Genomic DNA, 24,651 nt, shown 5'->3' on the forward strand with positions numbered 1-24,651 from the left:
GAAACGCATACAACATTTGTTTTCTATTGAGTTCATAAGAAAAAATGGGGTCTATGAACATCATTCCGCTTTACCTCATGTGTTGAACAAAGAAAAAAATATAAAAAATGGTGATTATTCACTTTGGCAGATCGTCTTTTATAAGATGTTTGTATAAAATGAATGTATACATATTTTTATAGAAAAAACATATTGAGGTAAAGCCGAGATATGGGGGGATTCAATTACATGAAGAAAGTCTTAGGGGCGCTTTTGCTTGGCGCGACAATTGTTAGTGCGTTTATTGCGTACAGCATGTATACCAATCATTCTGCAAAGCAAACAGCCGCGATAGAACAAAAACAAGCAGCGAAAAAAGCAGAAAAAAAGACTGAGAAAAAGACTGAGAAAAAGAAAAAACCAGTCCTTAAAGTCGAAGACCTGACGTATCAGTTGAAAGATTCCCGTACAGGACAAGTAATGAAAGAATTCAAGCCGGTTCATTACAAGGATAAAGACATATACGACCAAGAAATTAAGCAATTAGCGTCTGAACTGGCAAAAGGGATCGACACGCCTATGCAAAACATAAAAATGGATGCAAATGGATCGTTAACCGGCGGGTCCAAACAAATTATTTTAAAAGAAGCAGAGCTTGTTAAAAATCTGCAGAACTTAAATACGAAACAATTGGATGTGAAGGTTCCGATTTACGAAACCGCTCCAAATGTAACGGCAGCATCTGCTCAAGGGATCGCTGATGTATCGTTAGCTTCTTATTCTACACGTTTTCGTCCAAGTGATACAAGTCGAAACAGAAATGTTCAGCTATCCGCAGAAGCGATTAACAACGTTGTATTAGGTCCTGGAGATTCATTTTCTTATAATCAAACAGTTGGGGAGCGCACAGCAGAAAGAGGCTATCAGCCTGCTCCTGAAATCATCAATAAACAGCTGGTGATGGGAATTGGCGGAGGGATCTGCCAAACATCTTCTACGCTATTTAATGCTATTGACGGCGCTGGTCTTCAAGTGACAGCTAGGTCTCACCATTCAAAACATGTAGGTTATGTACCTGCTGGAAGAGATGCAACCGTATCGTGGGGAGGACCTGATTTTAAGTTCACAAACAACAAAGATTATCCTGTCATCATTAAAGCCTACGCAAATGTAAATACCGGTGTTTTAACGGTAGATGTTCGTACTTCACAGCGTTCCATCTAATAAAAAAAGACGTATCCGTTAGGATACGTCTTTTTTTATTTATTATGCTTATTGTTGCTCCCGTTCACGAAGTTCCACACGTCGAATTTTACCTGAATTAGTTTTTGGCAATTCATCAATAAATTCAATTACACGAGGATACTTATAAGGTGCAGTAAGAGTTTTTACGTGATTTTGCAGCTCTTTAATAAACCCTGCATCTGTTGTTTTTACATGATCAACAAGAACAACATACGCTTTTACAACATGGCCGCGATCAGCATCTGGGCTAGCTACAACGGCACATTCTTTCACCGCTGGATGCTTAATTAACGCATCTTCAACTTCAAATGGTCCAATTGTATAGCCGGAACTGATAATAATATCATCTCCGCGTCCTTGGAACCAGTAATAGTTCTCTTCATCTTTAGAAGCGCGGTCACCTGTTAAATAGTAGTTTCCTTTATACGTTTTCTCAGTGCGCTCCATGTCTTTATAGTAGTGCTTGAAAAGAGAAGGGAGGTCTCTACGAACGGCAATGTCTCCAACTTCTCCAGGCTTACAAGGTTCGCCATCTTCATTAATGATTTCTACAAACCCTTCAAGCATCGGTTTACCCATTGAACCAATCTTCGTTTTTACACCTTTTAAGGTACCAATCAAAAGGGTATTTTCCGTTTGACCGTATCCATCACGTACTTGGATATTAAAATATTTTTTAAACACATTAATCACTTCTTCATTTAGCGGCTCTCCGGCAGATACAGCGCTATGAAGGTGAGATAGGTCAAAACGTTCCAGCTCATCAATTTTAGCCATAAAGCGGTACTCTGTTGGCGTACAGCACAGTACGTTTACTTTTTCATCCTGTAAAATTTCTAAAAACTTTTTAGGTTCAAAACGTCCGTTATAGATAATGCCTGTTGCACCTTGTCCAAGCACAGATAAAAACGGAGTCCAAATCCATTTCTGCCAACCAGGACCTGCTGTTGCCCAGACCGTATCGCCTTTTTTAATATCTAACCATTCAGCAGCTGCGATACGAAGGTGAGCATAAGCCCATCCATGAGTATGAACAACGCCTTTTGGCTGTCCTGTTGTACCAGATGTATAAGGAAGGAATGCCGTATCATCCTTAGTTGTTTTAGCTGCTTGGAACTGTTCTGATGCATCAACCGTAAGTGACTCTAAGCGCGTCCATGACGTAACATCAGCACCAAACGTAATTTTATGTTGTAGAGAAGTAGGGAAGTTTTCAATCTTATCGATCTCATTGCAGAAAGGATGGTAAGAAATAATCGCTTTTGCTTCAGCGTGATGTAAACGATATTGGATATCTTTTGCGCGTAATAGTTCTGAAGAAGGAATTACAATAATACCTGCTTTTAAGCATGCTAAGTAAATAGCGTACGATTCAATAAGGCGAGGTGCAATAACTAAAACATGATCGCCTTTTGTTAATCCTAGCTCTGTTAACCCGTTTGCCACTTTATTGGCTTTTGCTAACAGCTGGTTATATGTAATTTCCTCACGCGCACCGTCAGCGTTCTGCCACTTTAACGCAAGCTGATCGGATGCATGTTTTTCAATTTCCTCTGTTAAATTGTAATGTTCACTTGGAACTAAATCTTTTAGTTGAATCATAAAAACGACTCCTTATATTATAGATATCAATGATTTTTTATCATTACTATTATTATATTACTAACTATTAGTACTTGCTACTAATTTGTTTTGGGTTTTAGTAAAAAGCAAAAAAAGACCCGCTTACCTTATTAAGACAGCGGGTATAACGTATGTTATTTAAATAAGCTCCATTTTGTATGAATAGGTACTAGCTCTTCTTCAGACTCGTCCTCTTCGTATAAACCACGTTCTTTTAAATACTCCACAAAATATAAGTCTGCTTCCTTACGTTCATCATAAGGCTTGATCGATAAAACAAACCCTACTTTATGCTGATCTTCATTTTCAACGCCTGAGAGATACGCTTTTACATTATGCTGCAAGAAAAGCTCTTTAGCAGGAATAATCAAGTCTTTAACGAACTTCGACAGCAATTCCAGCTCAAAGTCGAAGGTGAACTTAGCAATTTTTTCTAGATCTGCAAATACCACGCCGATAAAGCTCGTATTATGTATTTCGTAGTCTTTCGTTTTTTCATCCCACTCAATATGTCCGATTTCCTTTAAGTAATTAATAAAATACCCAATGCCTTCATTGCGGCCAAAAGGCTGTTTAGAAAGGACTAAACCAATCTTCTTGTACTTAGGAAGATACACGCATGAGATAGCGGCTTCAACTTTATGCTGTTGAAATAAGTGCGTTGCCCCTTGAAGCAAGGCATCTAAGACATGATGGGCAATTTTCATTTGCTTACGAGGAAAGTGATATTCATTGCGTGCTAATTCATCTGTATCAGCAAACGTTGCTCCAATAAAGCCTGTATTGGATAGGGTAGGAGGGAGCTTCTTTCTTTTTCTTTTTCGTACCGTCATTCAAAAACACTCCTTGTGATCATCAATACGATAAAAATAAAACGAACATACGTTCTTATCTAATGATACAAAAAATGTGTCGAAAAGTAAAGAAAAGTTAACGGAGAATTTGAAATTTTATAATAAAAGTAACTAAGATTTGTAAAACGTAGCGGTTAGTAGAAGTTAAAGAGGAGAGGGGGAGAGCAAAAAAATAAAAGGCTGCAGATGAAAAGCATCCACAGCCTTTTATATATTCATTAACGAGCTTCTGTTAAAGCTACCATATCTTCATCATCTAAATCGATATCTACGTGACAATCCATTGTATGAATTGTTTTATCTTCATGATTTCCATAATAAATTGTAATGTTCATGAGTATCGCTCCTTTAAAACTGGATAATGACATCCAATTTATACCGTCATCTATTTGTTTAATATTATACCCGATGAAAAAGGAAACTACAACTAAAATCACTAAAAAGCTGATAAGAAAGGGGTTTTTAGTGATTTTAATAAGGTATCAGATAGAATAAAAATACTATTTTATGTATTTTATTACAGAAAATACGAGGTTTTAACTTTTGCAAATGAATAAAAATCCATTTAATGCAAACATATGTACTGAATGAAAAATATACGTTCTGTAGAAAATAAATCCTTAAAAGATTACACACAAACAGATTTTATCAATTTGCAAAGAGTTTATTGAGAATACGATGAGAAAAAATAAATGAGTATAAAATCTAAATCCTACAAGTAAACTCATTTATTTTTCAAAATCTATAAATATAAATCGAACTGATCAAACTTAAAAACAATCTGGTGAAATCAATATGCATTCTATAAAATCATATCCGCATTTGTTCTAATTGAACAAATATTGCTGATAATTAGTTTAGTGAGTTAAATCATATAAACACAAACCCTATCTCATTTTTGAATTCTGTCTCACTATCATAAGTATACTTTTTAAATGAGACATAATTCACGTTTTATCTATTGGTTCCTAGAATATATATTATGTAAACTAGAAAAAGAAATAAAATCATTGAGGTCTCCCTTACTCTTAGATCTTTGGAATACATATCACCTATTGCGTTGTCTTGGTTACTCGTTTGCTTTATGGCTTTATCAAGACTTCCTATAAGAAAATAATCACTCACTTGATTTGGATGACCTTTTTAAGTGTACGTCGTTTTGTGCAGAATTAAGTAATTAATCATCGAGTTAAGCCTAGAACGTTACAACGCCGTATATCAAGCTACTTAGTCAATATCGTTTAGAAGAAAATTATATGAAGTCAGACTTCACTGCTGACATCCAAGCGCCAAAATCAGACAAAAAGCTTCCTGTTTATATGTCCCTCCAAGAGCTTCAAAAACTTTTCCGCTACCTAGAAGCTGATAAGCGCCCCCTAGCCTTTTGAAATAATTCATTGTTATTCTCAACGTTTGGAATTTATTAGTTCTTCCTCTTTCGCCGCTCTTCCCTTATAATAACCTGTTAGAGAGAGGAGCATAGAATATGGCAGATGTAAAACAATTTATCTTTTTTGATTTTGAAATGCTGTGTTCAAACAAAGGAATGCCGTTTGAAGATATGGAAGCAATTCGGCTCGGCGCGGTGAAGTACAATATCGAGACAGAAGACATTGAGTTTTTTGACCGTTATATTCAACCTACAAAACGGGTGTCCTTAAGCCGCTTTTGCACAGAGTTAACCGGCATTAAAGATACTGATTTAGTCGGTGCAAGTAATTTTAAAAATGTTTTTGAAGACTTTTTAACCTGGATTGGTGGAATTAAAAAATCCCGTTTTTTCTCTTGGTCTACCAGCGATTTATCTCGTTTAAAAATAGATGCGGTAAAGCACGAAATCTCTCTTGCTACTATAAAGAAAATAGAACAGCGTTATGTTGATTTTCAAGCAATTTTTACAAAGCGTGTTTCTAAAAATAACGTATCAGTAGAAAATGGGTTAGCTTTATATAATTTGCAGTTTGAGGGTAAAAAGCACAATCCGATGTATGATGCGTATAACACTCTTCGTATATACCTAAACTTTTTGAACGAACCAGTGCAGTCTGATTTCATTATGATAAAGCAATTTATTCTGGAAGAAGTACCGCAGAACATTAAAGAAATGAATGCAGTGCTTAGAAAGGCAATACAAAAAGACCTCCACATATTTGCGGAAGAATTAAATGAAATGTATAAAATGAAAGATGCGGTAAAAATTATAAAGAGAACTCAAAGAATCGTTAAAAAATACGAAAATATTCTTATCAATCGCTCTGGTTTGTTTTCGGAGGAAAATAGTTTTTATGTCGGTCTTTTAGTGGATTTTTATCATAATTTGCTGCTTTGTTATAATGAACATCTCGAATACTCATCGAAAATTATCATTTTAGATGAAAGCACTCTATATCCTTTAAACCAGCTTTCTTTAAAGAGAGGATGAAAATCCGTTCTCTTTGGTACATAATTTAGCTCTTTCCTTATCCCCTTCATTCCATAAACTCTCAAGAACAGAATCATCATATTCAGAACCTAAGTATTCTAAATAACCATGATCTTGATATTCAATTGCTAAAAATAGTAAATCGATATTGGAAGTAGTGTCTGTTCCAACCGTTACTAGTAAAGCACCTTTTCCAGATACGTTCACCTTATAAAAATCTATATCAAGAGTATCTTCGAATTGCCCAAATGTTACTCTCTCGTTTAGCAGTGTATCTACTATTTTGAAATCATTATTAGGCTCACTTTCATACATTGGCTGACCACTGCTGCCCTTAATACTTGTACTTGATGCATTAAATTTTGATGTTTAGTTTTATAATGCACTTTCTCTTTACAAAAGTGAATGAACTATAACAGGAATTAAAACCTCAAAAGTATAATAGCTGCTTTTGAGGTTTTGTATCGCTCTTTTTATGTTTAATTAACAGCTTATTTTATTAGTAACCGTCTACCGTAACATCAGTAATTGCCCCATCACTAGGACTTACTTGATACCAACCTTGTGTAGCTGTATGTTCTTCTCCTGTTTCTTCATTATCCACAACATTTTCATAAACATGGATAATATAGTTTCCTGAATCGTCAACGTGATCATATGCTACAAGGAGAGGTGAATCTTCAGATATGCCTTGCTGATCACGAACTAGCTGGATAGCTTGCTCTTGGGAAACTGTTTGTTCGGCTGGTTCCTCTTCCTCAAGGGCTTCTGTATCTTCTTCTTGCTCTGATTCCGATTCTGTTTGCGCCTCATCTTCTAAAAAAGCTTCAGCCTCAGCTTCTTCCTCATCCGATTTTGCCTGAGCTTCCTCTTCCTCCTGTTTCTTCTTCTCTTCTTCTGCTAAACGCTCTTCCTCCGCTTTGCGATCTGCTTCTGCCTGAGCTACAGCTTCTGCATCAGCTTTGGCCTGCGCCTCTTCTTCTTTTTGTCGGTCTTCTTCTAGCTGCGCATAGTAATCATCTAATTCCTTTTCCATTTGCTGCTGTTCAAGGTCTGATAATTGCTTTTGTTGTTCTTGTATTTGGTTTTGAAGCAAAGCAATTTGTTCTTCTGAAGCATTATCAACAAAATTGATGTTTTCTACATAATCACCACTGGCGTCAAAATTAACTTCCATCATACAAAAAACATTTTGCTCTTGATTAATGCCATAGTAAATATACTGATTGTCACCTACTTGGATATACTGATAACCATTCATTACGTTTAATAAGTAATCGCGATCAGCTTCTTTAGAATTAACTGCTTTTTTAATTGTGGATGCTTTTGTTTGTAATGTATTCGGCGATGATTCTTTTACAGCCGTTTTATTGCCATTTTCTTTCGTATGAACCGCTGTTGATTTCTCTGTAGGCTCTTCTTTTTGCGATACAGTTTCACTGGTCTCATCGCTACAGGCTGCTAGCAATATAGCTAACAGTGGAATACCAAAAGCAATTTTTAACATTTTCATAGACTATTATCCCCTTTTTTTATCTTTTTTTAGGTTTTATGTAATTCTAAAGAACTATAAAAACCTTAGGGGTTATTATACCAAAATTAAGAAAATATAAGAATGTTTTCTTGTGTTGTTTATGGAATTTTTTGAAAAAAATATCTTTTTATGCATAAAAAAACACAAAGCCATGCAATTTTTTATAACACGGTTTTGTGTTTTCGTAACAGAGTTAATGATGAAATCCATTGTCGTATTTCGTGTCTTTAAGAACAGGTCTATCCAACGAGTTAAGAAATTCAACGGCTTGTTTGAAATTAACCATAAATAAATGAGCAAGGTCCCTTGAAAATCCATTTCTAACGACAATGCGCATGATTGTTATTTCTTCCATGTCTGCAGGCAGCGGATAAGCAGGAACTTGCCATCCATACGTACGCAGTTGTCTAGACAAATCATAAAGCGTCCAGTTTGGCGTATATCCTTCTTTCAGTTTCCAAGCAAGAACCGGGATATCTGAACCATCAGCAAGAATTTCGAATGCTTCCATTTCTCCAATTTCTTTGCTGAGAAACAGCGCGTTTTCTTGAGAGGTTTTTTGCACAGCATAATAGCCGTCTTTACCTAAACGCAAGAAATTGTAGTACTGTAAAAGAACTTGTGCTCCTGGTCTAGAGAAGTTGAGCGCGAAAGTTGGCATGTTGCCTCCTAAATAAGAAACGCGGAAAATAAGATCTTCAGGCAAGTCCTCTTTTTCTCTCCAAATCACCCATCCCAAGCCAGGATAAACTAAACCATACTTGTGTCCTGACACGTTAATGGACTTTACTCGAGGCAAGCGGAAATCCCAGATAAGGTCTGGTTGAAGAAATGGAGCGATAAAACCTCCAGAAGCGGCATCTACATGAATAGGAATATCCAACCCTGTTTTTTCCTGTAACTCATCTAATACTTTTGAGATAGCAGCAATTGGTTCGTAAACTCCTGTATACGTCACTCCAAGAATCGGTACGACGCCAATTGTATTTTCGTCAACCGCATTAATGACGCCTTCTGCATCTAAATAAGGATGATCTGGATTAATGTTCACATAACGAGGTTCTACGTCCCAATAGTTTGCGAACTTCTCCCACACCACTTGAACGGATGAACTAAATACAATGTTCGGGCGGTCCGTTGATAGCCCTTTACTTTTACGCAGTTTCTGCCAGCGTCTTTTTAAAGCCAGTCCGCCAAGCATACATGCTTCAGATGAGCCTGTAGTAGAAACGCCCATCGTTGTATCAGGATTAGGTGAATTCCACAAATCCGCTAAAATACGTACACATCTCTCTTCAATAGCCGCTGTCTGCGGATACTCGTCTTTATCGATCATATTTTTATCAAAAGATTCTCCGTACAAACGCTTTGCATCAGGCTCCATCCACGTAGTAACAAACGTAGCTAAATTTAAACGGGCATTTCCGTCTAAAGCAATTTCATCATGAATGATTTGATAAGCTGTTTCTGGAAGCATACCTTGATCACTGATACGCAGCCTTGGAATCGTCACTTCTCCTTGTCGAGAAAAAAGTGGATTAACAGGAAATTCATCAGGTAAATTTTTTTGTTCACGATGCGGATGCCATTGAGGCATAAAGTATCATCTCCTTATGTATATCTAACAAACTGCTTTACGTTCACCTGGTGTTATAACAAGCAGGTCTCCTTTACACATTATGAGCTTTGAAGACTATTTTCATTCTTTCCATTATCCGCAGCACATAAGGGTGATCTTTATTTAGTGATACTCATAAAAATCTGCTTGGCACAACTCAAAGGGTGGAAAATATGGTAATATATTCTAAAGGAGGTTTTTAAATGGAGAAACAAGGGATTATCTTGCAAGACAAGTTTTTCGAGTTAGGTGAATCTCCTATTTATAATGAATCACAAGACGTCATTGGAAATGTCGCATATAAGTTATCTATTGCTAATAAATTTGAGATTTTAAAGGACGAAGAAATTATATTTACAGGTAAATCTAAAATGTTTGCCCTTATGCCGAAGCTGATTATTTCTGATCACCACGGAAATGAAGTTGGCATGATTCAGCGAAAATTTACTTTTTTAAAAAAGAAGTATCTTTATATCAGAAACGATGGCGATACATATGAAATTACGGGGAATATAACAGATCGCAAATTCGACGTTTTGCGTTCCGGCGTTCCTGTTATTCAAGTCCGCACACTCTCTTCTTTTCTGTCATTACGTCCCCACACGTTTGCTTTAGAATTTCTCGAACCTGATCTCGATAAGTGGGAAGGAATTGCGGTTATACAAGGCGTAAGGATGATGGTGAAAGACGAAAACAGCAGTACAGCTACTGCTCCGGCTCCGGCTCAATAGTGGTTATATGATATAAAAAAACGAACAAACTTTATATTGAAGTTTGTTCGTTTTTTTAATTAAGGGCCAAATACTAATGTACGGATAATATGGTAGCTAATTGGTACAAGAAACAAGATGATATTTAAAATAATCGCCCATAGACAGAGCTTGTCTTTTTTTATAAAAAAACCAATAATTGCAGGAACAATCATGAGCGGAACTAAAAAGATAGGTGCGATAATAGGCAGTCCTTGAAGCTTTTCGGCCGCAATAAGCCCTGTGAAAAAGTTAAGGATCAATAAAGTATTAATAATGACATATAAAAGTGAAATTCCTCCAAGAACCCCGCCTATTATCCCGCTTTTAGTTGTTTTAACAGTAGCATCCACGTTTCTATCACCTCTTTTTTAGAAATATAAGTAAACTATACTATAATATGGATTTTATTGTAAAGGTATAGAGAAAAAAACTGATAAAAACCCATTACGAAAAAGCACTGTAGCAATCGCTACAGTGCTTTTTATAAACAGTGCATTTTTTCTTCTGCTTCTTTCCAAGGAACCGTATAGCCCTGTCCTTTTGCGCAAAAGACGGACGATGAACTGTATTCGGGATCCGCCTCTTTATTGTAGCGGATTTGTTCAATCACTTCTGCTTCATTATGACAGCGTTCATACCCTCCGAATAATAGAGACATCGCTCCTTTTCCATGCGTAAAAGATGCTAGCGTCGAACCGTAGGTCATAAAAGTAGCAATAGGAACTTTTCCTGTAATAATCGCTTTATTTTCGGTTGTTACAGGAGAATCAAAGCGACCGTGTGCACTTTGAACATCAGCTAATACTCTTCCCATTTGATCAATATCTACTTTAATTTTAAAGTCATAATACGGTTCTAGCACAATATTTTCTGTTTTTTCTAACCCTTGTCGCAGTGCACGGTACGTTGCTTCTCTAAAATCTCCTCCGCTTGTATGCTTGTTGTGAGCTCGTCCAGTGCATAATGTCACTTTTATATCAGTAATAGGTGAACCTGTCAGCAAACCATGATGCGGCTTTTCAAATATATGCTGACGGACTAGATTTTGATACCCCACGGATAAATCCTCGGCGTGACAAGCATTTTCAAAAGTAATTCCGCTGTTTCGTTCCGCTGCTTCTATTTTCAAATGAACTTCTGCATAGTGTTTCAACGGTTCAAAATGCCCGTAGCCCATCACTGTATTTTGAATGGATTCTTTGTACAAAATTTCTGGTTCTTCAAACTGTACATTTATATTAAAACGTTCTTTTATCAGTTTTTCGAGGACTTCAAGCTGAATTGCTCCCATCACATGAATATGAAGCTCTTGAGTCCTTTCTTCCCACGTTACATGTAAAGAAGGGTCTTCAGCATCTAATAATTGAAAAAGTTTAATTCCTTCTTTTGGATGAACAGAAGGCTCAAAAACAACTTTTGATTTTAACGTAGGCAAAAGTTCGTAGGAGCGGCTTTCTTTTAATGTTCCAAGACCGTCCCCAATCGATGCTGAAGACAACCCTGTAACCGCAAAAAGTTCGCCTGCTGAACCTTCATTTACGTTTTTAAATGTGCTTCCGTTATAAGCACGAATTTGAGTGATTTTTTCTTCGTATAGATCTCCTTTTTTTTCATAAGCCACTTCATCACGCACTTGTAACTTCCCGCTCAGAGCTTTGATAAACGTGATGCGCATGCCATTTTCATCGTGCCGAATTTTATATACACGACCTGAAAATGCTTCTTCCTGCGAGTAGCGAGTTTCTGTTAACAAATCAACCTTCTCTAAAAATTCTTTAATACCGAAGTCTTGTAAAGCTGAACCACTGGCACACGGGAAAAGCTGATTGGTTTGAATAAGCTTTTGCATAGCCGCTCTCCAATAAGCTTGAGCATTCTTGCCTTCCATAAATGCATCTAAAAGCTCTGACGTTATGTCAAAAACATCGGGGGTTAAGTTATGTTTAATATCGTTTATAACACGTTCAGGATCTGCTCCTACACGATCGATTTTATTGATAAAAAAGAATACGGGCACACGATGTTTTTGAAGCAGCTGCCAAACAGTTTCTGTATGGCCTTCGACTCCTTCTACTGCACTTAAGATAACAATCGCATAGTCCATCACTTGAATAGAACGTTCCATTTCAGGTGAAAAATCGACGTGGCCCGGTGTATCAATTAAATAGTAAGTAGAACCGTTATATGAAAAAGTTCCTTGATCGGCAAATACCGTAATCCCTCGTTCTTTTTCAATCGTATGGGTATCAAGAAAGGAATCTTTGTGGTCGACTCTTCCTCGTTGTTTAATACTTTTGGTATGATAAAGAAGCTGTTCGGAAAACGTTGTCTTTCCTGCATCGACATGCGCTACGATGCCGATCGTTTTGTTAGATTGTTTCATTGTTAAATACCACCTTACTGCTGTATGTATAGCTGTTACTTTCTATTTTATAATAATCGCAAGAAAAAGTGGACGACAAAGGCCTAGAACTGCTCACATCAAAAAAGAATGCGTGATTAAACATCGCATTCCCTTTTTGTCCGGCGTTTAGTATCTTTTTTGCCTTTTGCTATAAAAATAGCTGCTATAAGGCACCCAATTCCAGCTAAATGCAGGATGTTATTACCCGTCGCGCCTAGACTGTTAATAGTCAACCCAACTAAAATGCTGCCAAATATAATCAATAAAACAGCAAACATGAACTTCAATTTCTTCACTCTCCGTTAGTAAGTTATTAAATATGATTTGCATACGGATCATATAAACCAGTAAGTAATACTAGACTTGCTGATAAAATCAATGTTCCTACGATTAACCAACTGTTGCTACATACCTTTTTTCCCTTTTTGCGTAAAAACATTCCTAATATAAGAAATAGTAGTGCGACAGATAGTAGAATCAATCCTATACCAATATTCAATATTTCTTTCTCTCCCTTGTACATGTATTCATTACTATCTAGTTAACCATAATATTATTATGAAAATAAAAAGCGAACTTGAACTTTTACCGAACTTAATTGTTTTATATGTTATCATACATAAATTGTTAAAAATACATTTTTCACCTTTCTCTATTAGAAAAAACAGCCTCTTGACTAAGAGACTGTTTTTAATAACGACTGATAAAACCTGATTAAGAAGCTTTTTTTAATTGTTCTTTTTGTTTCTGTTGATAAGAAGAAAAATAAATAAGGCCTACAAATACAGCTCCTCCTATCATATTTCCGATAAAGGTAGGAACAATATTTGTCATAAAATCAATCCATGTAAAGTGACCTGCAAAAATAGCGGCGGGAATAATAAACATATTGGCTACAACGTGCTGAAAGCCAATCGCAACAAATGCCATGATCGGAAACCAAATACCAAGAATTTTCCCCGTAACATCGTCAGCGCCGTATGAAAGCCAAATAGCTAAACATACAAGCCAGTTACAGCCCACAGCAGAAATAAGCGTTTTAAAAAATGAGTCATCAATTTTAGCTTGAGCAATTGCTACCGTTTTATCTAAAAAAGGCCCCGTTTCTGTTAACCCGACAATATGTCCAAAGAAATACGCAATAAATACGGCTCCTAAAAAGTTAGCAAGCGTGACCCAAAACCAGTTATGAAACAAGTGACGAAGTGAAATTTTTCTTGCATACAGAGCAATGGAAACAGACATCATATTCCCTGTAATAAGCTCAGCTCCCCCGAGCACAACCAGCATAAGACCTACAGGAAAGACGACCCCTCCTAAAAGATTCGATAAACTTCCCCATTCAACTGGTAAATTACCAATGACGCGCACATCTAGTAAAAAACCAAGCGCAATAAACGCTCCTCCTAAAAACCCAAGCATAAGAATAGAAGAAAGGGACAGCTTAGTTTTTGAAACCCCCGCTTCTAAAGCGATGTTTAACATTTTATCCGGCTTGTGAAATGCCATAAAACTCCTCCTTAACTAAAAAAGGCAGCACTCAAAAACACCTTTTACACAAGGTTTTTGAATGCTGCCTAATAATCCTGCACTTTCTTTACAGTATATCAGTCATCATTATCTATAATAAAATCAAATAAAAAACAAGCAGATCCTACTTCTCTTTCATTTAATTAAATTATGTATTTTACGTTGTTTTATTGAATATTGGTTTCAAACACAAACACAGAAACAGCGATATCTTCTTCCACTTTGATATCAGAAAATAAGTACTCCAGCTTAGCTCCTAACAAGTCTTCAAGCCCTTCTGGAGGAGATGCAGCATAAAGGTTTTGAATAAGCTTCGTTCTTGCCATATGTACCGTCTCTTTACCTTCGGTTGTTCTCGCGATAAATTGTTCAGCTGGCGTTAAGTTGCCGTACAAAGTTGAAATAGCCATATTTTGAACAAATACAGTATGAATTCGTTCTGGACCTTTTCCAAAAAGTTTTTTGCGCAGCTTTCGGATAATATCATTAAAATCATGTATTTTCTTAGACACTGGTGTATGCCTCCGCTTATCTCGAGTATGTCTCCCCTGCTCATTCAAGTTTTCAACTAAGAATAAGTTACATTATACATGACGACGTTTACATTGTATACAATGTATCTGTTTTATCCCCGTTAATCCAAACAATCGCAAAACCATTACAAAATGATAAAAAAAATCCTCCACTTATTAAAGTGAAGGATTACCTTTATATCTCTACTTAAAGGTTACAAATGGATTCTCAGTTATTAAAGAAATAACTAAGAACTTTGACAAAATAGTATGTCAAAATAGTCAAGTGGTATGTTTGTACCAGTAGTTAATGCTATCACGTTAAAGTCATGGAATCCAATTAGTTTACTTTCATAATACTTTATTTAATTTAAATATTCTTTTTTGATAGGAAACCCTTAATCTTCATCACGATCTGCTCTAAATTCATCATCAGATAATGAATTTAATTGGTGGCTAAGCTTTTCGTAGTTATCTTGTTTCTGATTTTGTTGTATATCATTAGATATAGGAGCTTCACTAGAAGCAGTAGATTTTTTTCTAGTCTCTTCGCCTCCGCTAACTCCAAACCCAACATTGTTATCTGTCATGGGATTCACCTCTTTAACTGTTATTATGGAGAATTGCTCTAAAAAAATAACAGGAAACAAAAGGGATTCCCACTTAGCTAATAGCGGTCCAAGCTTCCTTACTTACACCAAATCGTATTTATATAAGGAAATGACCTGCTCTAACCCCATAGGCAATACCAACAAAAAAACTTGCTATACCTAGTGTTTGACTTTTACATACATACTTTATAGTTAAGCCTGGAATCAGACCCCATATAATGATGAAAATAGCGAACGATACCATAATAGAAGACCATGCACCTTGCCCTGATATACTTATACCTTGCATAAACGTTTCTCCTTTCAGTACTTATATCGGGAGAACATAAATTTTTTATAGTATCTTATAATACGAACTAAAAAATTCAAGTGACCTGTCCATATATGCTTTTACAGCGAATGGTGGCGTTCAAGCTCGATTGTTTTTGGTTTTTGCCATATTAATACCCCTGCCGCTACATACATAAACGAAGTGATATAAAAAAGGCTGCCGATTGTAAGAAAATCAATGATATACCCTGTTGCAATTACGGCTAAAGCTGCCCATATAGAGGTCCATAAATGATAGTGTCCTACTTGTTTTCCCCTATGAGCACGATCTGTCTGCCTAGATAACGCTATTTTTTCTGCTGTTTTTTGAAGAGCTCCAAGTAGCCCCATTATAATTTGAACTATATACACCTGCGTGATCGTTGTTAAAACAGGAATAATAATCATAACAACTGCCATCCCAAACGTATATAAAAGAAGCAAGCGCTTTTCTCCTACCCTATCACTCCATGAACCGATTAAAGGGTGACTCAAAGCTGCGGTTAAAGCGAAAATTCCGTAAGCTAAGCCAAATTGTGAATAACTATCGCCAAGATTTCGAAGCAGCAAAAGGTAAAAAGGAAAAATAATACTGCTTGCGGTAATCATCAGGCTTTGTGAGTGTAAGAGTTGTTTGTACGTCATTTTCCATACTCCTTATAAAATAAATTAACGAACGTTTCGTTCCAATCATATTTTCTTTTCAAATTAAAAAAGGCGGTTGTATGAGGGTAAGCCTCTTTTAATTGCTTCTTGCTTGGGTAGCCGTAATAAGGCAAGTAATAGCTTCCCTGATGCTGCAGCGTCACATCCACCATTTTTCTGACAACTCTTTGTGTATCAGCCATCCCTTGAGGGTCTTTTTTCTGGTTAATAAGTAAAACGAGAGCAAACATATCGTCTTTTGCATAAGACATGACTGCTTTATTGTCTTTTTCTACATAGCGAACAGTAATGTTCAGTAAATTTAATTTCTCTGTTGCTAACACTTCGCGTAAATCATCGATGTAAGAAGCAAATTCATCCACCGGAACGAAGTATTCCTGTAAAACTTCCGTCCGGCTAGCACTTTTGTATTCCATAAAATCACTTTCAGAACGCATAACATTATTTCTCGTTTCAAGTCGTCCATTTTGTTTTAAGAAATAAGCCTTTTGTGTTTCCCACAGCATATCTTTTCCCCAGTTACTGTACCGAGACAGTCCTAGCATAAATTTAGGAAGCGCCACTATTTTCTCTGTCGTGAGCGGTTCGTTTACAGTAGAAGTATTTTGAGAAGATAAACGGTAGTTTGTGACGTACATATCTGTTAGCAATTGATTAGGAGAAACAGAAATACGCGCCATATGCATACGAACGTCAGAGTTATGCTGTACGTAGTTTTTAAAATACGCTGTATACTGCCTATAATCTAAGCGAATAATTTCATCTTCATACCATTCATCGTCCGTCAAACGAAGCGTCACATCTAAAATGACCCCAAATAACCCGTAGCCTCCGTTTACTAAAGAAAACAGCTCAGGGTGTTTTGTCCGGCTAATTTCGATAATAGACCCGTCGGCCTGCAGGAGACGCATAGATTTTATCGTATCCATTAAAGAACCGTATCGAATATCTCTGCCGTGTACGTTCACGCTGATAGAACCTCCAACGGTAAAAATATTTTGTGATTGCATAACCTGAAGAGCAAGACCGTCTTTATGTATATATTGCTGAATATCATTCCACGTTGTCCCGCTTTGAACCGTAATTTCTTTTTGACGGGGCTTGTAATCTATAATTTTATTGTACTGCTTCATATCAAGTAAAATAGCATTTGGATAGTACGTCTGCCCTCCTTGACTGTGCTGCATGCCTGCAATCGCTATTTTTTCATGATGCTGTGAAGCGGTTTTCACCCAATCTTTTATCTGTTTTTCAGTTGTTCCACGCTTTATTTCTTTGACTTTTGTAGGAAGAAGCCGAGCAACATCCCCCGTTACAGGACGGCTTTGCTGCTGTTTATAAATATGATAGGAGGCATATGAACCTACTAGATAAAAAGATAAAAAAGTTCCTAACAACACGTTTTTCTTCATCACAAACTGTAAGCTCCTTTCTTTATTTCTGTGAAATTATACCATATTAAAAGTGAAATAACACCAATAAAGTGTAATTTTACACTTTATTGGTGTTATTTTGAGAAAGTATATGAAGAAAACTTGTAATTTAATGTATCTTAACCTTATTGAAACAAAAAAAGAAAAGACCTAGCGTCTTTTCTTTTTTGTTTCTTTATTTTTCAGCTTCGTATGCAACTAAAGCTACTCTTTTTCCTAACGTTTGTTGAAACTGCTCTTCTAGCTGTTTAAGCTTCGCATGCATATCATCGTTAATTGAAGCTGGCTCAAAGGTCATTTTTGTTTGCTCCATCATACTGTCACCTCTTTCATGTGTGTATGTTCTACTTTTTCCAATATAAAAGAGGTCTATGACGATTTGACGAAAGTTTACAAATTAAATTTGCTAATGAGCGCTGTTAATTGTTCTGCCATTTGAGACAGAGATTGTGCGGAAACAGCAATTTCCTCCATTGAAGCCAGCTGTTCTTCAGTTGATGCGGCCACTTCTTCAGATGTAGCTGCATTTCCTTTAGCAAGGATCGCCATTTCACCTGCTGTACGAGCCACTTCTTCAACCGCTGCTGAAATTTGCTGAGCAGTCGCAGCCACTTCTTCTACTTGCGGAGTCGTTTCATTCATGCTGCTTAGAATTTGTTCAAATTTTTGAATAGCCGTTTGTGAAATTGTTCGTCCTTCTTCAACTTTGTTTGTAACTTGCTCCATTGTATGTACAGATTCCTGAGTATCTTGTTGAATAGCTTGAATAAGCTCAGAAATTTGAGACGCGGACACTTGGGATTGTTCTGCCAGCTTTCTCACTTCCGCTGCTACAACGGAAAATCCTTTTCCCTGTTCTCCAGCTCGTGCCGCTTCGATTGCAGCATTTAAGGCTAGTAAATTTGTTTGAGCAGCAATGCCGCTGATTACTTCTAAAATGGTTCCAACTTCTTTTGAACGTTGAAACAAAGTACGAATTGTTGTATTAGACAGGTCGACGGATTGATAAATGGATTCCATTTGTTCGACCGTTTCTCTAACGGCTTTTCCGCCTTCTACAGCTTCAGACGTTGTGTGGTTTGATAGCTTAGAAACAATTTCTGTACGCTGAGCAATGGTAGAAACTCCTTGCACAATCTCATCTAAAGAAGCTGCATTTTGGTCAATAACAGCCGTTTGTTTTTCTGCACTAGAAGCCACTTCTTGTATTGCAACCGATACTTGTTCAGTCGCAGCGCTCGTTTGCTGTGAACTGGCCGTTAGCTCTTCTGAAGAAGCAGCCACTTGTTCTGCACTCGTTTCAACATTTTGAATTAATGTGCGAAGGTTGTTTTGCATCTGACTAAAAGCATACCCTAACTCACCGATTTCATCCTTTGAATTGACGGTAATCGCTGTTGTCAAATCTCCTTCACTAACGCTTAGAGCCTGATTCTTAAGCTGTTTAAGCGGTTTAATAATCGATTGCAACACCACGAAAATGGTAAGACTCCCGATTATCAGACAAGCTAAAATAATAAATAGTGTTTTGTAAAAAATAGGCTGTGCTGCTTCACTCACTTCTGATGAATACATAGTGCCTGCAACTTTCCAGTTCGTTGTTTTATTTGTTGTAAAGACCATCTTTTTTTCATCGCCGTTAAAAGTGTATTCAAAGGATCCGGAGCTCTTTACATAAAGCTTGTCAAAAAGAGAATCTGTTGCTTTTGTACCTGCTTTTTCCGTAGGGTGAACAATATATTTTCTTTCTCCATCTAAAAGAAATGGATATCCTTTTTCTCCGATTTTTACTTTGCTGACAGCTTTATTGATGCGGCTTATATCTAAATTCAAAGCAATAACCCCTGTGCCATCCGCCGTTGTTTTTGCTACAGTAATAACGGTCTGACCTGTAGAGGCTGATGGATAAGGTTCAGTGACAACTGTTTTTCCTTTGTTTTGCATGGCTAACTTGTACCAATCTCGTTTTCTGGGATCATAGCCTGCTTGTGTCACTTTTTTAGGCGCTTGAATAAACTTCCCCTGCTGATTTCCTGTAAAAATGCTGACGGCTTCTGGATGAAGCGAAGCATATAAGTTAAAATCTTTGCTTAAAGTAGCCATATCTTTTTCATTGTAGCGCTCGTTGTTTACCACTGATGCAAAAAACTCTACATCATGAATTTTTGGTCCAATGGTATCGTCAATCACTGAATTAATGGACTGTACATTTTGCTGTGCTGTGTTAATAATTTGGTTTTCAATTTCAGGTTTCGCTGTTATGTAAGCTGATACACCTATCGTAACAGATGGCACTAATAAGATCGCTGCAAATGCTAGCACCAGCTTTGTCTTAAAGTTATTAAGGGACCTTTTTTTTCTTGCTCTCTCCATGCTATGTAGCCTCTCTCTCCGTAGTTAAAAGTGATCGTGCACTTTCTTTCTATCGGCAAGACTTCATATTCGTTTAGTCATCGAGTGTATACATAATTAACAATGGGGGTGAAAAGATAAGAGTACGATAAAAAAAGTAGGTGAATTTAATGGAAGAAAGTAAAAACAGCAAGTCTTTTTCAATGTTTGAAACAGAAAAGGTTCAGCGCGGGGAAGAAAAAGATATTTTTAATATCTATAAAGAAGGAGTAAAAATTGCAGAAGTAAGAGGAACGGATCCTCAAACTCAGCAGGTTATTCCAATGCATGACTTAAACGACTATGAAGAAAATAAGCTTCACGAATATATCGCTCATTTAGACCACACAACGTAAACGGACTAAAACAAGAGCCCTCTCTTGTTTTAGTCTTTAGAATCATAAAAAATATGTTCAAAACGCAGCGTGTTTTTTTGTATGTACAGAACCCCAAACGAAAATTGCTTTTCACGCCGCTTGTCAGTAGCGGAACCTGGATTAAACAACGTAATATCACCAATTTGTTTATGAACAGGAATGTGAGAATGACCAAAAATTACTGCGTCGACTTGTTGATGTTCAAATGTGATAAGCGCACGTTTTTCAGTTGTTTTTCCTTTGCCATGACCGTGGACTACGCCAATCGTAACACCGTCAAACGGAAGAAGTAATGAAGTTGGAAGTACTTGTTGAAGCTCTTCACTGTCTACATTTCCAATCACGCCGTGTACAGGAGCAAACACGCGCAGGTCATTGTAGACATCTATCGTTTGAAAGTCTCCCGTATGAATAATCGCATCAGCTGTTTTCAGTTCGGCTAGGAGTCTTTTCGGAAGATGTTTCGCTCTTTTTGGAATATGAGTATCACCTAAAATAACAATCTTCATTCACGATACGCTCCTTTTTCATTCAATATGGTGTAGTGTATCGTATTAAGTTGAGATGAAGCAACTTTATACGAGCGTCAGGCAAAAAATTTCTCTTTTTCGTTTAAGTTTGCGAAAATACGTTACATACCAAGTTACAGAATGGAGTTTTCAAAATGGAAGTAAAAATTAATCGAAACGCAGCAAAAGTGTTAAAAAATGCCTTGGCTAGCCCAGAAGGTCAAGGAAAAATGATTCGTGTATATGTAACTATAGATCACGGTGATCACGCGCATTATGATTGGAAATTCGATACGCCGACTGAACATGATGAAATCGTAAAAACAGATAAAGATATCGATATCGTTTTAGATAAACGCGAGAAATTTTTAGAAGGCGTATGGATTCAATATTTCCACGTTCCAGAGCCTGAGTTTGTGATTAGCAGCCTTCACCACGCGCATCACCATCATTAATACAAAAAACACACCTTGTTTTATAGGTGTGTTTTTTCGTTTGTAGGACAAGCAAAAATTTTATTGATGAGAAGAAGAGATAAAATTTTGTTGAAGCAATAAAAATGAGCTATAGTGGAATTATGGATGAAAGAAAAGAGGTTAGCGTATGAAAGTAAGTGTGTTAGCAAGGTCTATTTTAGTTGTTATTTTATATAATTTATTCGTTTTGTACATCGGATGGAACGCTTGGGTGTGGCTTCACACAATGTTTGAAGTAGAAAACAAATGGATTCTTACGTTGATCGTTGTCTTTTTTGCTTATTCCTTTATCATCAGTCGTGCGTTTCAACAAGTGAGCATATTTAAAATTGTGGGATCGTACTGGTTAGGATTTATTCAATATTCGGTTCTTTTGCTTCCTATAAGTAATCTAGCCGTATATATTCTTACTCTTCTAGGCGCTTCGCTTTCTACAGCTATCGATTCAATCGGATTTTTCATAATTGTCGCTTTTTTATTTATTTTTGCTTACGGTACGTATAATGCTTACAGTCCTGTGGTAAGAAAATACACGATTTCGCTTGCTAAAAAGACGAATCGGAAAAACCTTCGCATTGCTGTAGCATCTGATATGCACTTTGGCACATTGTCGGGCAAAAAACACTTGCAGCGGTTAATCACTCATGTACAAAAGATACAGCCGGATCTTATTTTACTTCCTGGAGATATTATTGACGATGATCCCCACGTATTCTTTAAAAAAGAAATGGATTATATGATGAAACAGCTCAGAGCGCCTTTAGGCACATATGGAATTTTGGGAAACCATGAGTATTATGGCGGGAAGATTCCTCAGTTTGTGGAAAGAATGAAAGAAATAAACATTCCTATTTTAATGGATGAAGTGGTAAACATAGGTGATAGCTTGTATTTAATAGGAAGAAAAGACAAGACGGATAAAAACCGAGACAGCTTTTTCGATTTAGCGAGTGAAACGGATCGTTCTCTACCTGTCATTGCAATGGATCATCAGCCGTTTTCTTTAAAAGAAGCGGAACAAGCAGGCGTAGATTTACTTCTATGCGGTCATACTCACAGAGGGCAAATGGCACCTAATCATTTAATCACAAAGCGGTTATTTGAAATTGATTGGGGCTACAAGCAAACTAATCAACTGCATACCATTGTCTCTTCAGGATTTGGCTTTTGGGGTCCTCCGCTTCGAATCGGGAGCCGATCAGAAATTATTCAAATTGATATTTCGTTTACAAAATAGAGAAAGCCCTAGGGCTTTCTCTATTTTAATGTACGCAGCAGATTGGGAAGCTCTGCATAAATGGCGACTACTTCATCTACTTTCATTCGAACGAGCCCGCTTGAAGACGGGGCAACAAAATCCATTATTCCTGATACCATCGATTCTTCTTGTTTACCCCACTTTACTTGCTTGCGCCCGCTGTACTGCTGATAGACACCTTTTCCAACAAAACAAACGATTTTAGGCGTATATGTAGCTATTTTTTTCTTTAAAATTTCTCTGCCTTCTGCATATTCTTCTTTTGTAATCTCATCAGCTGCCTTTGTAGGACGCTCTACAATATTGGTTAAACCGTATCCTAGCTGTAACAGCGAGTGATCTTCCTCGGAATGGTATTTACGCTCTGTTAAACCTGCTTTATGAAGAATCGTCCAAAAACGATTAGTTGGGTTCGCAAAATGATGACCCGTTTCGCCGGAACGGATGCTTGGATTAAAACCAACAAATAAAATATCTAAGTCGGGCTGTATATGATCAAAAATAGAGTTCATAGTCATACGCTCCTTACAATGTAAAAAGAAAACATCCAATTTGAATGTTTTCTTTTTACTATACCCTATTAAATACGAACTACGCGTCCGTTGAATTTTTGTTTCCAGTAGCCGCTGCTCATGTTTGCAATTGCAACACCTGTTGAGCTTTGAGCACCGATGAACTTGCCGCCTCCTACATAAATACCAACGTGGCCGTCTTTTTTATATGTATCGAAGAAAACAAGATCGCCAGGCTGCATTTGACTGGAAGACACCTGCGTTCCAGCATGCTTTAACGTTTCTGTGCTTACAGATCCAAGAGGTCCAAGGTTAACACCTACTTGAGAATATGCCCAGTGTACAAATGACGAGCAGTCAAATAAACCGTGGTTAATATCAGATTGACTTCGTCCTCCGCCAAATACGTACGCAGAGTTTCCAATCCAGCGGTTTCCTACCGTTACAACATTGCTAGCTTTTGGAGCCGGAGCGCTTGTAGGTGCAACATCATTGCTGCTTGCTTTTGGTGCTGCTTTAGGAGAAGGCGAATCGGCTTTTTCTGATGGTGCCGCCGCTGCTTTTTGGGCTTGTTCGGCTGCTTTCTTAGCTGCCTCTTTAGCCGCTTGTTCAGCTGCTTTTCTTGCTGCTTCTTCCGCCGCTTTTTGATCTTTAATATTTTGTTCAAGCGTAGACTGTTCATTCGCAAGAGAGCTGTCTTTTGATTGTAGAGAAGCTTTTAGTTCTTCATTTTTTGCTTCTTTATCTTTTAGTTCTTTTGCCAACGCATCTTTTTGTTTCTTTTGAGCTGCCAGTTGGACAGTCATTTCATCCAGTTCTGCCTTCATATCTTCTAAGCTAGCAAGCTTAGATTTAACATCTGCTTGTTTTGTTTTTAGTTCGTCTTGCATATTTTTAGTTTCTGTTAAAATACCGCGGTCTGCATCTACAATAGTCGAAACAGCTAGCGCGCGGTCTACAAAATCACCAAAACTTGAAGAACCAAGTAAAACTTGTAAATACTCTACGTTACCGCCGCTTTCTTGCATGGAACGTGCACGATCTTTTAAAATATCATTTCGCTTTTCAAGTTTTTCTTGAAGCAGCTTAATTTCTTTTTCAAGCTGGTCTACTTGTTTAGACGTTTCTTTAATATCCGCTTCTGTTTTTTGGGCTTTTTTATTATTTTCTTCTTCTGCTAATGTTAATCGCTCAAGCTGTGCTTTCATTTGATCTTGTTCTGCTTGAAGGCGTGTTAATTCATCAGAAGCTGCTTTGATGTTAGATTGCACATCTTGGCGCTGATTTTGAATTTGAGATTTTTGTGATTCCATATCCTGAATGGTAGAGGCATATGCTGGGGTTGATAAAACTCCTCCTAAACCTAATAAAACCGTTGTATTAAGTAAAAGCATTTTCTTTTTCAATATGAATTCCTCCGCTTTCTCGCTCTGTTAAACTAGTAATTTCTAATTATGTATCAATATGTATAAAAGTCTTACAATTTATGTAAAGTTCACTGTATTTGTCGATAAATAGCTAAATATGCTAATGAAAATCTACGAAAATTATACCACGATAAGCGTTCAAAAAAAGAATAACAATATTACAATTGTATTTCAGTAATGTAACATTTAACGCTTGTGTACATATTCAC

General features: G+C 37.0%; 24 protein-coding genes. 6 read left to right on the forward strand and 18 right to left on the reverse strand.

Going from position 1 to position 24,651, the window contains the following annotated elements:
- Positions 1–228 precede the first annotated feature (228 nt).
- A complete protein-coding gene (locus OK414_RS12525; protein WP_034651904.1) occupies positions 229–1,203 on the forward strand; it encodes a VanW family protein in 975 nt (324 codons plus the stop codon).
- Between the two features lie 48 nt (positions 1,204–1,251).
- On the opposite strand, the gene mbcS is transcribed toward OK414_RS12525, so the two are convergent.
- Both mbcS and OK414_RS12535 read right to left on the reverse strand, forming a co-directional pair.
- Complete coding sequence (gene mbcS / locus OK414_RS12530) at positions 1,252–2,826, reverse strand: acyl-CoA synthetase MbcS (RefSeq protein WP_034651902.1); 1,575 nt, start codon at positions 2,824–2,826, stop codon at positions 1,252–1,254.
- A 155-nt stretch (positions 2,827–2,981) separates the two neighbouring features.
- Positions 2,982–3,680, reverse strand: coding sequence for a hypothetical protein (locus tag OK414_RS12535; protein ID WP_095379747.1), 699 nt, complete (start codon positions 3,678–3,680; stop codon positions 2,982–2,984).
- 1,507 nt (positions 3,681–5,187) lie between these two features.
- Between OK414_RS12535 and OK414_RS12540 the strand changes: the two genes are divergently transcribed.
- Positions 5,188–6,123 carry a 3'-5' exonuclease gene (locus OK414_RS12540; protein ID WP_263045760.1) on the forward strand — a complete coding sequence of 312 codons (936 nt, stop codon included), beginning with the start codon at positions 5,188–5,190 and terminating at the stop codon, positions 6,121–6,123.
- On the opposite strand, the gene OK414_RS12545 is transcribed toward OK414_RS12540, so the two are convergent.
- The 3 genes from OK414_RS12545 to OK414_RS12555 all read right to left on the reverse strand — a co-directional run bounded on the left by OK414_RS12545 (position 6,109) and on the right by OK414_RS12555 (position 9,254).
- The gene (locus OK414_RS12545; RefSeq protein ID WP_034651898.1) at positions 6,109–6,438 is read right to left on the reverse strand and encodes a hypothetical protein; all 330 of its coding nucleotides are present in this window, start codon (positions 6,436–6,438) and stop codon (positions 6,109–6,111) included. The genes OK414_RS12540 and OK414_RS12545 overlap by 15 nt on opposite strands.
- Positions 6,439–6,622: 184 nt before the next feature.
- Entirely contained in the window at positions 6,623–7,636 is a 1,014-nt protein-coding gene (locus OK414_RS12550) for a hypothetical protein (protein WP_263045761.1), read from the reverse strand.
- Between the two features lie 214 nt (positions 7,637–7,850).
- Positions 7,851–9,254, reverse strand: a complete 1,404-nt coding sequence (locus OK414_RS12555; protein WP_263045762.1) for a glutamate decarboxylase — start codon at positions 9,252–9,254, stop codon at positions 7,851–7,853.
- 224 nt (positions 9,255–9,478) lie between these two features.
- Here OK414_RS12555 and OK414_RS12560 point away from each other — a divergent pair, with 224 nt between their 5' ends.
- Entirely contained in the window at positions 9,479–10,006 is a 528-nt protein-coding gene (locus OK414_RS12560) for a hypothetical protein (protein WP_263045763.1), read from the forward strand.
- A 59-nt stretch (positions 10,007–10,065) separates the two neighbouring features.
- On the opposite strand, the gene OK414_RS12565 is transcribed toward OK414_RS12560, so the two are convergent.
- The 10 genes from OK414_RS12565 to OK414_RS12610 form a co-directional block, all read right to left on the reverse strand.
- On the reverse strand, positions 10,066–10,377 hold the full coding sequence (locus tag OK414_RS12565) for a hypothetical protein (protein WP_263045764.1): 312 nt from the start codon (positions 10,375–10,377) through the stop codon (positions 10,066–10,068).
- 131 nt (positions 10,378–10,508) lie between these two features.
- The gene (locus OK414_RS12570) at positions 10,509–12,410 is read right to left on the reverse strand and encodes a GTP-binding protein (RefSeq protein WP_263045765.1); all 1,902 of its coding nucleotides are present in this window, start codon (positions 12,408–12,410) and stop codon (positions 10,509–10,511) included.
- 116 nt (positions 12,411–12,526) lie between these two features.
- Positions 12,527–12,709 (reverse strand): hypothetical protein, encoded by a 183-nt coding sequence (locus OK414_RS12575; protein WP_230586613.1) that lies wholly within the window; start codon positions 12,707–12,709, stop codon positions 12,527–12,529.
- A 436-nt stretch (positions 12,710–13,145) separates the two neighbouring features.
- On the reverse strand, positions 13,146–13,940 hold the full coding sequence (locus OK414_RS12580; RefSeq protein WP_233335114.1) for a formate/nitrite transporter family protein: 795 nt from the start codon (positions 13,938–13,940) through the stop codon (positions 13,146–13,148).
- A gap of 188 nt (positions 13,941–14,128) precedes the next feature.
- Positions 14,129–14,473 carry a DUF2294 domain-containing protein gene (locus OK414_RS12585; protein ID WP_034651882.1) on the reverse strand — a complete coding sequence of 115 codons (345 nt, stop codon included), beginning with the start codon at positions 14,471–14,473 and terminating at the stop codon, positions 14,129–14,131.
- 398 nt (positions 14,474–14,871) lie between these two features.
- Entirely contained in the window at positions 14,872–15,063 is a 192-nt protein-coding gene (locus tag OK414_RS12590) for a hypothetical protein (RefSeq protein WP_263045766.1), read from the reverse strand.
- Between the two features lie 411 nt (positions 15,064–15,474).
- Complete coding sequence (locus OK414_RS12595; RefSeq protein ID WP_263045767.1) at positions 15,475–16,038, reverse strand: MFS transporter; 564 nt, start codon at positions 16,036–16,038, stop codon at positions 15,475–15,477.
- Positions 16,035–17,471, reverse strand: coding sequence for an FAD-binding oxidoreductase (locus OK414_RS12600; protein ID WP_263045896.1), 1,437 nt, complete (start codon positions 17,469–17,471; stop codon positions 16,035–16,037). Before OK414_RS12600 ends, OK414_RS12595 begins: the two co-directional genes overlap by 4 nt.
- A 196-nt stretch (positions 17,472–17,667) precedes the next feature.
- Entirely contained in the window at positions 17,668–17,808 is a 141-nt protein-coding gene (locus tag OK414_RS12605) for a hypothetical protein (RefSeq protein WP_016764236.1), read from the reverse strand.
- 74 nt (positions 17,809–17,882) lie between these two features.
- On the reverse strand, positions 17,883–19,865 hold the full coding sequence (locus OK414_RS12610; RefSeq protein WP_095379754.1) for a methyl-accepting chemotaxis protein: 1,983 nt from the start codon (positions 19,863–19,865) through the stop codon (positions 17,883–17,885).
- Between the two features lie 149 nt (positions 19,866–20,014).
- Here OK414_RS12610 and OK414_RS12615 point away from each other — a divergent pair, with 149 nt between their 5' ends.
- Positions 20,015–20,239 carry a hypothetical protein gene (locus OK414_RS12615; RefSeq protein ID WP_014459961.1) on the forward strand — a complete coding sequence of 75 codons (225 nt, stop codon included), beginning with the start codon at positions 20,015–20,017 and terminating at the stop codon, positions 20,237–20,239.
- A gap of 29 nt (positions 20,240–20,268) precedes the next feature.
- On the opposite strand, the gene OK414_RS12620 is transcribed toward OK414_RS12615, so the two are convergent.
- Entirely contained in the window at positions 20,269–20,769 is a 501-nt protein-coding gene (locus OK414_RS12620; protein ID WP_034651868.1) for a metallophosphoesterase family protein, read from the reverse strand.
- Positions 20,770–20,924: 155 nt separating this feature from the next.
- On the opposite strand from OK414_RS12620, the gene OK414_RS12625 reads away from it, so the two are divergent.
- Positions 20,925–21,224, forward strand: a complete 300-nt coding sequence (locus OK414_RS12625) for a hypothetical protein (RefSeq protein ID WP_013083290.1) — start codon at positions 20,925–20,927, stop codon at positions 21,222–21,224.
- Between the two features lie 148 nt (positions 21,225–21,372).
- Positions 21,373–22,482: a metallophosphoesterase gene (locus tag OK414_RS12630; RefSeq protein WP_095379755.1), complete on the forward strand. Its 1,110-nt coding sequence runs from the start codon at positions 21,373–21,375 to the stop codon at positions 22,480–22,482.
- Between the two features lie 20 nt (positions 22,483–22,502).
- On the opposite strand, the gene mug is transcribed toward OK414_RS12630, so the two are convergent.
- Together mug and OK414_RS12640 are read right to left on the reverse strand one after the other, a co-directional pair.
- The gene (gene mug, locus OK414_RS12635; RefSeq protein WP_016764240.1) at positions 22,503–23,015 is read right to left on the reverse strand and encodes a G/U mismatch-specific DNA glycosylase; all 513 of its coding nucleotides are present in this window, start codon (positions 23,013–23,015) and stop codon (positions 22,503–22,505) included.
- 68 nt (positions 23,016–23,083) lie between these two features.
- The gene (locus tag OK414_RS12640; RefSeq protein WP_016764241.1) at positions 23,084–24,421 is read right to left on the reverse strand and encodes a coiled-coil domain-containing protein; all 1,338 of its coding nucleotides are present in this window, start codon (positions 24,419–24,421) and stop codon (positions 23,084–23,086) included.
- Between the last annotated feature and the right edge of the window lie 230 nt (positions 24,422–24,651).

Source organism: Priestia sp. JV24, assembly GCF_025910025.1.
GTDB classification, from domain to species: domain Bacteria; phylum Bacillota; class Bacilli; order Bacillales; family Bacillaceae_H; genus Priestia; species Priestia megaterium.

Excerpts from the sequence above, each read along its gene's own strand:
- OK414_RS12605 (WP_016764236.1), bottom strand. The coding sequence starts at position 17,808 with ATGATGGAGCAAACAAAAATGACCTTTGAGCCAGCTTCAATTAACGAT.
- OK414_RS12630 (WP_095379755.1), top strand. The coding sequence starts at position 21,373 with ATGAAAGTAAGTGTGTTAGCAAGGTCTATTTTAGTTGTTATTTTATAT.
- OK414_RS12620 (WP_034651868.1), bottom strand. The coding sequence starts at position 20,769 with ATGAAGATTGTTATTTTAGGTGATACTCATATTCCAAAAAGAGCGAAA.
- OK414_RS12595 (WP_263045767.1), bottom strand. The coding sequence starts at position 16,038 with ATGACGTACAAACAACTCTTACACTCACAAAGCCTGATGATTACCGCA.
- OK414_RS12610 (WP_095379754.1), bottom strand. The coding sequence starts at position 19,865 with ATGGAGAGAGCAAGAAAAAAAAGGTCCCTTAATAACTTTAAGACAAAG.
- OK414_RS12600 (WP_263045896.1), bottom strand. The coding sequence starts at position 17,471 with ATGAAGAAAAACGTGTTGTTAGGAACTTTTTTATCTTTTTATCTAGTA.
- OK414_RS12625 (WP_013083290.1), top strand. The coding sequence starts at position 20,925 with ATGGAAGTAAAAATTAATCGAAACGCAGCAAAAGTGTTAAAAAATGCC.
- OK414_RS12570 (WP_263045765.1), bottom strand. The coding sequence starts at position 12,410 with ATGAAACAATCTAACAAAACGATCGGCATCGTAGCGCATGTCGATGCA.
- OK414_RS12560 (WP_263045763.1), top strand. The coding sequence starts at position 9,479 with ATGGAGAAACAAGGGATTATCTTGCAAGACAAGTTTTTCGAGTTAGGT.
- OK414_RS12575 (WP_230586613.1), bottom strand. The coding sequence starts at position 12,709 with ATGTTTGCTGTTTTATTGATTATATTTGGCAGCATTTTAGTTGGGTTG.
- OK414_RS12540 (WP_263045760.1), top strand. The coding sequence starts at position 5,188 with ATGGCAGATGTAAAACAATTTATCTTTTTTGATTTTGAAATGCTGTGT.
- OK414_RS12615 (WP_014459961.1), top strand. The coding sequence starts at position 20,015 with ATGGAAGAAAGTAAAAACAGCAAGTCTTTTTCAATGTTTGAAACAGAA.
- OK414_RS12550 (WP_263045761.1), bottom strand. The coding sequence starts at position 7,636 with ATGAAAATGTTAAAAATTGCTTTTGGTATTCCACTGTTAGCTATATTG.
- mbcS (WP_034651902.1), bottom strand. The coding sequence starts at position 2,826 with ATGATTCAACTAAAAGATTTAGTTCCAAGTGAACATTACAATTTAACA.
- mug (WP_016764240.1), bottom strand. The coding sequence starts at position 23,015 with ATGAACTCTATTTTTGATCATATACAGCCCGACTTAGATATTTTATTT.
- OK414_RS12555 (WP_263045762.1), bottom strand. The coding sequence starts at position 9,254 with ATGCCTCAATGGCATCCGCATCGTGAACAAAAAAATTTACCTGATGAA.
- OK414_RS12525 (WP_034651904.1), top strand. The coding sequence starts at position 229 with ATGAAGAAAGTCTTAGGGGCGCTTTTGCTTGGCGCGACAATTGTTAGT.
- OK414_RS12545 (WP_034651898.1), bottom strand. The coding sequence starts at position 6,438 with ATGTATGAAAGTGAGCCTAATAATGATTTCAAAATAGTAGATACACTG.
- OK414_RS12580 (WP_233335114.1), bottom strand. The coding sequence starts at position 13,940 with ATGGCATTTCACAAGCCGGATAAAATGTTAAACATCGCTTTAGAAGCG.
- OK414_RS12590 (WP_263045766.1), bottom strand. The coding sequence starts at position 15,063 with ATGACAGATAACAATGTTGGGTTTGGAGTTAGCGGAGGCGAAGAGACT.
- OK414_RS12535 (WP_095379747.1), bottom strand. The coding sequence starts at position 3,680 with ATGACGGTACGAAAAAGAAAAAGAAAGAAGCTCCCTCCTACCCTATCC.